Raw genomic sequence first — 9477 nt, 5'->3', positions numbered from 1 at the left:
AGCGCGGACAACGCTTCCCACTCCAGATCCGACAGCTCATGACGACGCACCATGCGACACATGATCCCCCATCAGAACTCTTTGAAGACAGTGCCTAGTAGGGCTTGGTCAGGTTCCGTCTCTGGTGGCGTGTCCAGATGATGGGCTGTGTCGTTGATTGGGTGTGACGCCTGAGGTCTTGGCCGCGATGCGGTGTGATCTGGAGGATTTCGCGGCGGAGGTTTTCGAGCCGTTCGCGAGGAACGATCAGCGTCGGTGGGGGCAGGTCTACCTGCGCGGGTTGCTGACCGATGGCAAGCGTAAGTCGGTCGAGCCGATGGCGGCCCGGCTCGGGGAGGACGGGAACCGGCAGGCCTTGGCCCACTTCGTGACCACGAGCCCGTGGGATCCGGCGCATGTGCGGGCCCGGCTGGCCTGGAAGATGGAAGCGGCCATCCGGCCGACCACGTTGATCTTCGATGACACGGGGTTCCTCAAGGACGGCAACGCCTCGGCATGCGTGTCGCGGCAGTACACCGGTACCGCGGGCAAGGTCACCAACTGTCAGGTGGGGGTCTCACTGCACCTGGCCTCGGATCATGCTTCGGCGGCGGTCAACTGGCGGCTGTTCCAGCCCGAGACCTGGGACCCCGCCTCGCCGAGGGCGGACCCCGGCAAGGTTGCCCGCCGCACCGCCTGCGGCATTCCCGACGACATCGGGCATGTGGAGAAGTGGCAGCTGGCCCTGGACATGCTGGATGAGACCCGTTCGTGGGGCATCGAGGTGCCGCTGGCCATCGCGGACGCCGGATACGGAGACGCGGCGGCGTTCCGGCACGGGCTGCAGGCCCGGGGCCTGGGCTACGTCGTGGGGGTCTCCACCACCCTCTCGGCCCAGCCCGGCCACGCGGTGCCCGTGGCTGACCCGTACTCCGGGGTCGGACGCCGGCCGGTGGCGAAGTACCCGGACAAGCCGCAGTCGGTGAAACAGCTCGTCATCGCGGCGGGCCGGAAGGCGGCGAAGCCGGTGCAGTGGCGTGAGGGCTCCCGGCCCGGCACGGGCCGCAGCGGCTTGAAGCGGATGTACTCGCGGTTCGTGGCCTTGCGGATCCGGCCTGCCGGACGCGAGGTCCGCCACGCGGCCGACGGCCCGGAGCTGCCCGAGTGCTGGCTCCTGGCCGAATGGCCGGCCGACCAGGCCGAGCCTGTCCAGTTCTGGCTCTGCGACCTGCCCGCAGACACCCCGCTGACCACCCTGGTCCGCCTCGCCAAGCTCCGCTGGCGCATCGAACACGACTACCGCGAGATGAAACAGGCCCTGGGCCTCGCCCACTTCGAGGGCCGCACCTTCAACGGCTGGCACCACCACGTCACCCTCGTCTCCGTCGCCCACGCCTTCTGCACCCTGCAACGACTGGCCAGAGCCCCAAAAGACACGGCGCCGGCCTGAGCCTCTACAGGATCGTCCGCGAACTACAGATCCTCCTGGCCACTTGGAATGGCGCCTGCCCTACCTGCCACCGCGGCATACCCGCACCGCCGCCGCCACGCTCCACCGGCGGCAATCCAGTCCGCGTCGCGTCAAGGCTCGAACCGATCAGGACAGCGTCTTGATCCCCAGGGCTGGAGGGCACTCCAACTGCCGTCGGCCGCAGCGAATACCAACTCGGAGCCCTCGAAGACTTCCTGCGCGTTCCTCGGGTGCGGGTTGCCGAAGCGTTCGGCGCACAAGTCCACCTGCAACAGCCCGTCGAAGCGGGTGAACTGCGGGGGATCGTAGAGTGCCCAGGCGAAGCCACGGCTCTCGTCGATTCGAAATCGCTCCACTCCGAACAGGTCCAGGCACACTGGCTCCCATCGAAGGCCCTCGTCCATCACCCGGGCATCGATCACGAGCCTGGCAACTCGCCCCCGCGCCTGTGGACCGAATTCCTGATCAAGCATGACCCGGCGGACGCAGGAGTCACCGAACTCGTAACGGGCCAGCAACGCCGCAATCCCGTCCTCGGTCAACGCATGCGGTCCAAGTCTCCGCGCCGGTACCGGCGGTCTGAGATCCACACTGCTCCTCTGTCGATTCGACCATCGTAAGAGGAACAGCCAGGCCGGACGTTCGGGGACGCCGCAAGCGAACAGTTCGTCGAGCGCAAACGCGCTCGACGCATCCGACACGCAGACGCAGGCCGCACCTGACCAAGCACTACTAGGGGCGCCTGCCGGCGGGCCTTCAGCTCTTGTCGCCGACCTCCACCGCCTTGTTCGCGATCTCCTCCAGGACGGCCTTCGGGTCGCCGCCCGGTTCCACGGCGCGTCCGATGTTGCGCTTGATCGTGTCGCTGACCGTCACCCACGACGGGTCGTTCACCGGGTAGAGCCGGGCGGTGCGCAGCGCGCTCAGGAAGTCCTCGTCGGTCTGGCTGAGGCCGCCGCCGGCCGGGGTGCGCGCGGCGGAGGCGGTGGCGGGCAGCAGGTGGTAGCGGCCTACGAAGTCCGCCAGGTTCTCGTCCCGGTAGACGAATTCCAGGAACCTGCCGATCTCGGCGCCCTTGCCGTTCTGTTTGAAGGCCACCATCCAGTCGGCCACGCCCACGGTCGGTGGGCTCTCCGCGGTACCGAGCGAGTCGGAGACCGGCATGGCGACGGCGCCGACCGTGATGCCCTTCGCGGCCGCGTCGTGGGCGAGCGACGGGTAGCCGTTGAGCATGCCGACCTCGCCCCGCAGGAACGCGGCGAAGGCGTCGGCGCGGTTCAGCCGGGACGGCGGGGTGGGCCCGACCAGTCCGGGGGTGACCATGTTGTCCTTGACCCACTGCCAGGTCCGGATGTTCTTCTCGGAGTCGAGGCTGTAGTTGCCGCTGGCGTCGGCGTAGCCACCGCCGTTGCTGAGCTCCCAGATCAACGCCTCGGCATGCGCCTCCTCCGGGCCCAGGGGCATGGCGTACGGGAACTTCACGCCCTTGTCCTTGAGCGCCTTGGCGGCGGCCTTGAGTTCGGACCAGGTCTTGGGGGCCTTTTTGATGCCGGCCTTGTCGAAGAGCGCCTCGTTGTAGAACAGGAGACGGGTGCTCGCCACGAAGGGCAGTCCGTAGAGGTGGCTGTTGACGGTCCCCGCCTCGGCGAGCGGCTGCAGGAAGTTCGCCTCGGCGCCGACCGAGAGAAGCTCTTCCGCGGAGTAGAGCTTGCCCTGGGCCGCGAAGTCCGAGTAGGAGCCCATGAGCGCCATGTCGGGCGCCTTGCCCTCCTTGACCATCCGGGAGACCTCGCGGTCGATGTCAGCCCACGGCAACAGCCGGACCTCGACCTTCACACCGGGGTTGGCGGCGGTGAAATCGCCGGTCACCTTGTCCCAGTAGGCCTTGGAACTGGTGGCCGGGGTATCGCCGTACTCGGCGGCCACCAGGCGGAGCGTACCGCCGTCCCCCGCCCCGTCTCCCGAACTGCCGCATCCGGACAGTGGTATCAGCAGGCCGAGCACAACCGCGGTGGCGGCCTCGCCGAAGGTCTTTCGTCGCACGGGTGTATTCCCCTGATGTCGCTCGGATGTCGCTGCGCGTAGCGCACACCGGCCGGGGGCGGGTGCCCGGCGGCCCGGTGGCCGGAATCATCTCCCGATGTTGGAGTGATTGATTCCACTCGCGGGGCATGTGTGGTCGATGATCCAACCGCAATATCTCCCGCTTGTGGGTTCCGACATGGGGCGGGCCCTTGTGACGCGCGTAGAGGATCCACACGCGCCCGGCCGCCGCCCCCGCCGGGCGGGGACGACGGGGACGGCGGGGACGGCGGCCCCTGTGGTCAGGCGCGGGGCCGGCGCCGGAGCAGCGGGTCCGACAGCGCGGGCGGCACGTCTCCGGCATCCCGGGTGGACAGGCTGGTGCCCGGCGGCACGAACTTGTCGGTGCGGTCGAGCACGTCCGTGCTCAACCGCACCCGGTCGGCGCCCGGCCGGCCTCCAACTGCCGGAAGGTGCGCGGTCCGATGATGGCCGAGGTGACGGCCGGGTGCCCCGTCGGGGAGCCGGTCGATGAACTCGTCCGCCCGGGCGAGCCGGGCCGCCTCGCGGACCTGGGTGCCGGTCGCGTCGGGGATCCCGTACGCGATGTTGGCGCGGATCGAGTCTGATTGGCGCGGAACTCCGCGGCGGTGTGGCCCGGGCTCGAAGAACCGCTCTGTCACGGGCGTGCGCGCACCTGACCGACGTGCTCGTGCCCGTGGTGCGTCACCTGGGTCACCGGTGGCAGCGGTGACGGCGCTGACGGCGGTGACAGCCGCGTCCGTTGACGCCGTCCACCAGGAGGGACACGCCGATGCCCAGCAGCCATACGTCCTTGGCCAGGGCGATTCCCTGCTCGGTGGGACGCAGGCTGCCTTCCTCCCGCATCCCCGGCGTCCGCAAGTACAGCCCCAGGGTGCCGACGGAGAAGGCGGTCACAGCGGCCCCGGCGACAGCGGCGGGGACGATCGGCACGAGCAGCGCCGTGGCGATGGCGAGCTCCCCGGCGGAGAGCAGCCGGACGAACTTCTGCGCGTCCTGCTCACCCAGGAACGGGTAGGTGGTGGCCGCGAACTGGTGCAGTCCCTCGGCGGTGGCCTCGTCCGCACCGAGCTTCGAGAGGCCGGAGCTCAGGAAGAAGGTGCCGGCCGTCACCCTGAGCGGAAGCTGCCGCGCCAGAGAATCCCATGCCCAACCGAATGCCATGCGGAACCTCCCGGGAAGGACCCCATGTACCACCCTGCCACCGCTTCGGACCCTGTCAAACGGACGTCGGTCCGCCCGGCCGGGCGCGCGCGCCGACCGCGTCAGCGCTCGGCGCGCGCGAGCCACTCGGCGAGGAGGGCGCGCAGCAGGTCCGGCTGCTCGTGGGGCAGGGCGTGTCCCGCTTCGTCGACCACGGCGAGCGAGGCGTGCGGGTGGTGGTCGAGGAGGCCGACGGCAGCGGCGTACCCGACCGTGGAGTCCAGCCGCCCCGCCACCACCACGGTCGGACCCGCGTAGGCCGCCCGGTGACCGGGCGTGCGATCGGGGGTGAGGGCCCACCGTTCGCCGATGCGCTCCATCGCCGCCTCGTCGACGAGCGCGGCGGCCGGGGCCACGTACCGCTCGTACCGTTCGAGCATCTCCGGGGTCTGGATCACGAAGTAGCTCCGGAAGACCTCGTCACCGAGCTCCCCCGATCCGACGACGGCGCGGTGCTGCGGCACGTCGCGCAGTTCCGGCACCAAGGGGCAGACGAGCGCCAAGCCGGCGACCTGCCCCGGGCGCCTCGCCGCCATCGCCTGCGCGAAGTACGCACCCGCCGAGTGGCCGACGAGGAGGTACGCGGCCCCGCCCGTGACCTCGTCGGTGAAGCCGAGCAGCGTGTCGAGCACGTCGTCGGCGCTGCGCAGCGTTTCGGGGGCGGCCGTGCGGCCCATTCCGGGGAGGTCGGGATAGATCCGCCGCAGCCCCGCGGCGCCCGCGAAAGCCGGCTCGAAGCAGGCCTCGGTCTCACGGTGGTCGACTCCGGCGCCATGGAGCACCAACACGGGCCGACCGGTCCCGTGCTCCGCGTAGTGGACCGGCACCCGGCCCACACTGATCTCCATTCCCGCATGCTAGACGCGCACGGCGTGGAAAGCCGGAAACAACTTCGGGCGAGGATGTCGAGAACCCGGGACCGGCTCCGTCCCAGGGGTGAAGGCGACCACAATGGGTCGCACCGCACCGAGGAGGGTCACCATGGCCAAGTACCTGCTGCTCAAGCACTACCGCGGCGCGCCGGCTGCCGCCAATGACGTCCCCATGGACAAGTGGACGCCGGAGGAGATCACGGCGCACGTGCAGTACATGCGCGACTTCGCGACCCGGCTCGAGGGGACCGGCGAGTTCGTCGACGGTCAGGCGCTCGCCCCCGAGGGGACGTGGGTCCGGTACGACGGCGAGGGGCGGCCGCCGGTCACCGACGGCCCGTTCGCCGAGACCAAGGACCTCATCGCCGGCTGGATGGTGATCGACGTCGACAGCTACGAGCGCGCCGTCGAGCTGGCCGGGGAGCTGTCGGCCGCCCCCGGGGCGGGCGGGGAGCCGATCCACGAGTGGCTGGAGCTGCGCCCGTTCCTGGCCGCGCCCCCCACCATCGCGGAGTCCTGCCACTGATGGACGAGGTCCTGCTCAGGAGCCTCACCCCGAGCGTGCTCGCCGTCCTCGTCCGCCGCGGAGCCGACTTCGCGGCGGCCGAGGACGCCGTACAGGACGCGCTGGTCGAGGCGGTCCGCGTCTGGCCGGACGACCAGCCGCGGGACCCGAAGGGCTGGCTGATCACCGTCGCGTGGCGGCGGTTCCTCGACGCGACCCGGGCGGACACCGCCCGCCGCCGCCGCGAGGACCTCGTCGAGGAGGAACCGGCGCCCGGCCCCGCGCCCGCCGCGGACGACACGCTCCAGCTCTACTTCCTGTGCGCCCACCCGTCCCTGTCCCCGTCCGCCGCCGTCGCGCTCACCCTGCGCGCCGTCGGCGGGCTGACCACCCGCCAGATCGCCCGGGCCTACCTGGTGCCCGAGGCGACCATGGCGCAGCGCATCAGCCGGGCCAAGCGCACCGTCTCGGGCGTGCGGTTCGACCAGCCCGGCGACGTCGGCACCGTGCTGCGCGTCCTCTACCTGGTCTTCAACGAGGGCTACTCGGGCGATGTCGACCTCGCCGCCGAGGCCATCCGGCTCACCCGGCAGCTCGCCGCCTCGATCGACCACCCCGAGGTGGCCGGGCTGCTCGCCCTGATGCTGCTTCACCACGCCCGGCGGGCCGCCCGGACCACGCCCGACGGCAGCCTGGTGCCGCTCGCCGAGCAGGACCGGGGCCGGTGGGACACCGCCTCGATCGCCGAGGGGGTCGCGATCCTGCAGGCGGCCCTCGCCCGCGACCGGCTGGGCGAGTTCCAGGCCCAGGCCGCCATCGCGGCCCTCCACGGCGACGCGCGCAGCGCCGAGGAGACCGACTGGGTGCAGATCGTCGAGTGGTACGACGAGCTCGCGCGCCTGACCGACAGCCCGGTCGTCCGGCTGAACCGGGCGGTGGCCGTGGGCGAGGCCGACGGACCGCGCGCCGGTCTGGCGGCGCTCGCGGCGCTGGACGCCGCGTTGCCCCGGCACGCGGCGGTGGCGGCGTACCTCCACGAGCGCGACGGCGACCTGGAAACGGCGGCACGGCTGTACGTCGAGGCGGCCCGCAAGGCCCCCAACACGGCCGAGCGCGACCACCTCACCCGCCAAGCCGCCCGCCTCAACACCATGCGGCGCCCCTGACTTCCCCTGGGCGGGTACTTCGTCCTCGGCGCGGGCGCGGCCGCCTGCCCGCTCCTGATGCGCGACTGGCCGAAGGGGGTTCTCCCGGGCGTGCCTCGCCGCCGGGGCGGGCCTGCTCGCCTGGTCCCTGATCGGCGCCGTCATCGGCATGTTCCTCTTCGTTCCCGCGGCCCTGTTGCTGTTCGTCGCGGCCTTCGCGGGCGACGGCAACCGCCCGGGCCCGTGGCCGGCATTGGCCGCGCCCCTCGCGGCGGTGGCGGCCGTGGCGGCGTTCTACCTCCGGCCTCCGGACCCGGACAACGAACCGCCCCCCACGTTCGAGGCGACACTCGACTCCACCGGCCGGTCCCACGACCGGGATGTCAACCGGGGCAGGGAACGGCTGCGGGACTTCGGCGCCACGCGGGTCGCGACGATGCCTACGGCGTGCCGGGCAGCCGGACCGTCACGAGGAGGCCGCCGACGGGGCGGGCGTCCAGGTCGAGGGTGCCGTCGTGGGCGCGGACGATGCTGTGCACGATGGCCAGGCCGAGGCCGACACCGGCGTGCTCGTCGGTACGTACGCGTTCCGTTCCGCGCTGGAAGGGTTCGACGAGGGTCGGTACCAGTTCCGGCGGGAGCACGCGGCCCGTGTTCTCGACCCGCAGCACGCTCGTGTCGCCGTACGCCTCGGTGTGGACCGTCACGGTGCCGTCGGCGGGGAGGTTGTGGACGACGGCGTTCTGGACGAGGTTCGTCGCCATCCGCAGCAGGAGCTCCGCGGAGCCGCTGGTCCGGGCCGCCCCGCCGGTGACGTCGAGCGTGATCCGGCGCTGTTCGGCGAGGGGCAGCAGCGTTTCGGCGGCTTCTTCGGCGATGAGGGAGAGGTCGACGCTCTCGCGGCGGAAGTTCCCGCGGTCGCCGCGGCTGAGCAGCAGGAGGGCCTCGGTGAGGTCGACCGCCCGCGTGTTGACGGCGTGCAGGCGTTCGATGAGTTCGTCCCGGTCCCGCGTGGGGTCCTTGCGGGCGACGTCGAGGAGCGTGCGCGAGATGGCGAGGGGGGTGCGCAGTTCGTGGGAGGCGTTCGCGGCGAACCGCCGCTGCTCGGCGACGCGGGACTCGAGTTGTTCGAGCATCAGGTCGAACGCGTCGGAGAGTTCACGGAACTCGTCCCGGCGGCCCCTCATGCGGATCCGGTGGGACAGCGACCCGCTCCCGGCCTTCCGTGCCGCATCCGTGATCTGCGTCAGAGGTGCGAGCATCCGGCCGGCGAGGAGCCACCCTCCCACGAGCCCGAGCACCAGCAGGAACGCCAGTACCGCGGCTGCCCTCGGAGCGAACACGCGCAGGAGGTTGGACCGGACGGGAAAGACGCCGTGGGTGGGGTTGCCGGTGGAGCCGGGGACGATGAGTGCGCGGTCGGGGACGTAGCGCAGGAGGAACACCCACACCGCGGCGAGCAGCAGGACACCGGCGAGCATGAGGAATCCGGCGTAGCTGAGGGTGAGCTTGGAGCGGACGCTCAGCCCGCGCGCCCTATCCACGGTCCGCTCCCTCGTCTCCGGCCTCCGGCCGGGTGGCGATGCGATAGCCGACGCCGGGCACGGTGGCGATGATCCACGGTTCGCCGAGCCGTTTGCGCAGTGCGGAGACGGTGATGCGCACGGCGTTGGTGAGGGGGTCGACGTTCTCGTCCCAGGCCCGTTCCAGCAGCTCTTCGGCGCTGACGACCCCGCCCTCGGCGGCGACGAGGACTTCCAGCACGGCGAACTGTTTGCGGGTGAGCGCGACGTAGCGCCCGTCGCGGAAGACCTCGCGGCGGAAGGGGTCGAGCCGCAGTCCCGCGATCTCGCGGACCGGGGGCCGGGCGTACCCGCGTCTGCGGTCGAGCGCCCTCAGCCGCAGGACGAGCTCCCGCAGCTCGAACGGTTTGGTGAGGTAGTCGTCGGCGCCGAGTGCGAAGCCGGAGGCCTTGTCGTCGATCCGGTCGGCGGCGGTGAGCATCAGGATCGGGATGCCGCTGCCGGAGGCGACGATGCGCCGGGCGACCTCGTCGCCGGAGGGTCCGGGGATGTCGCGGTCGAGGACCGCTAGGTCGTAGGAGTTGACGCTGAGCAGTTCCAGGGCCGTGTCGCCGTCGCCGGCGATGTCGGCGGCGATCGCCTCCAGCCGCAGACCGTCCCGGACGGCTTCCGCCAGGTAGGGCTCGTCCTCCACGATCAGGACGCGCATGTCCGA

The 9477-nt window shown here is 71.4% G+C and carries 10 protein-coding genes; 3 read left to right on the top strand and 7 right to left on the bottom strand.

The genetic code is table 11. The features are described 5' to 3' along the window. Positions 1-187 precede the first annotated feature (187 nt). The gene (locus IF88_RS0135285; RefSeq protein ID WP_030722220.1) at positions 188-1429 is read left to right on the top strand and encodes an IS701 family transposase; all 1242 of its coding nucleotides are present in this window, start codon (positions 188-190) and stop codon (positions 1427-1429) included. 131 nt (positions 1430-1560) lie between these two features. Here IF88_RS0135285 and IF88_RS0135280 read toward each other — a convergent pair whose 3' ends face one another. The 5 genes from IF88_RS0135280 to IF88_RS0135260 form a co-directional block, all read right to left on the bottom strand. Continuing rightward, complete coding sequence (locus tag IF88_RS0135280; protein ID WP_030722217.1) at positions 1561-1992, bottom strand: hypothetical protein; 432 nt, start codon at positions 1990-1992, stop codon at positions 1561-1563. A gap of 214 nt (positions 1993-2206) precedes the next feature. Continuing rightward, the gene (locus IF88_RS0135275; protein ID WP_051838111.1) at positions 2207-3493 is read right to left on the bottom strand and encodes an extracellular solute-binding protein; all 1287 of its coding nucleotides are present in this window, start codon (positions 3491-3493) and stop codon (positions 2207-2209) included. Positions 3494-3774: 281 nt separating this feature from the next. Further along, positions 3775-4155 (bottom strand): hypothetical protein, encoded by a 381-nt coding sequence (locus IF88_RS49725; protein ID WP_030722211.1) that lies wholly within the window; start codon positions 4153-4155, stop codon positions 3775-3777. A gap of 52 nt (positions 4156-4207) precedes the next feature. Then, positions 4208-4678, bottom strand: coding sequence for a hypothetical protein (locus IF88_RS0135265; protein ID WP_030722209.1), 471 nt, complete (start codon positions 4676-4678; stop codon positions 4208-4210). Positions 4679-4779: 101 nt separating this feature from the next. Continuing rightward, on the bottom strand, positions 4780-5565 hold the full coding sequence (locus IF88_RS0135260) for an alpha/beta fold hydrolase (protein ID WP_030722207.1): 786 nt from the start codon (positions 5563-5565) through the stop codon (positions 4780-4782). A gap of 133 nt (positions 5566-5698) precedes the next feature. On the opposite strand from IF88_RS0135260, the gene IF88_RS0135255 reads away from it, so the two are divergent. Together IF88_RS0135255 and IF88_RS0135250 are read left to right on the top strand one after the other, a co-directional pair. Next, positions 5699-6115 carry a YciI family protein gene (locus IF88_RS0135255; protein ID WP_030722205.1) on the top strand — a complete coding sequence of 139 codons (417 nt, stop codon included), beginning with the start codon at positions 5699-5701 and terminating at the stop codon, positions 6113-6115. Further along, positions 6115-7260, top strand: a complete 1146-nt coding sequence (locus tag IF88_RS0135250; RefSeq protein ID WP_030722203.1) for an RNA polymerase sigma factor — start codon at positions 6115-6117, stop codon at positions 7258-7260. Before IF88_RS0135255 ends, IF88_RS0135250 begins: the two co-directional genes overlap by 1 nt. A 419-nt stretch (positions 7261-7679) precedes the next feature. Here the strand turns inward: IF88_RS0135250 and IF88_RS0135245 are convergent, their stop codons facing one another. Both IF88_RS0135245 and IF88_RS0135240 read right to left on the bottom strand, forming a co-directional pair. Continuing rightward, on the bottom strand, positions 7680-8783 hold the full coding sequence (locus IF88_RS0135245; protein WP_030722201.1) for a sensor histidine kinase: 1104 nt from the start codon (positions 8781-8783) through the stop codon (positions 7680-7682). Continuing rightward, a complete protein-coding gene (locus IF88_RS0135240; protein ID WP_030722197.1) occupies positions 8776-9471 on the bottom strand; it encodes a response regulator transcription factor in 696 nt (231 codons plus the stop codon). Before IF88_RS0135240 ends, IF88_RS0135245 begins: the two co-directional genes overlap by 8 nt. Between the last annotated feature and the right edge of the window lie 6 nt (positions 9472-9477).

Source organism: Streptomyces sp. NRRL F-2580, assembly GCF_000720115.1.
Taxonomy (GTDB): Bacteria; Actinomycetota; Actinomycetes; order Streptomycetales; family Streptomycetaceae; genus Streptomyces.
The sequence above is the reverse complement of the archived record's forward strand: the minus strand, read 5'-3'. Positions and strand labels throughout refer to the sequence as shown.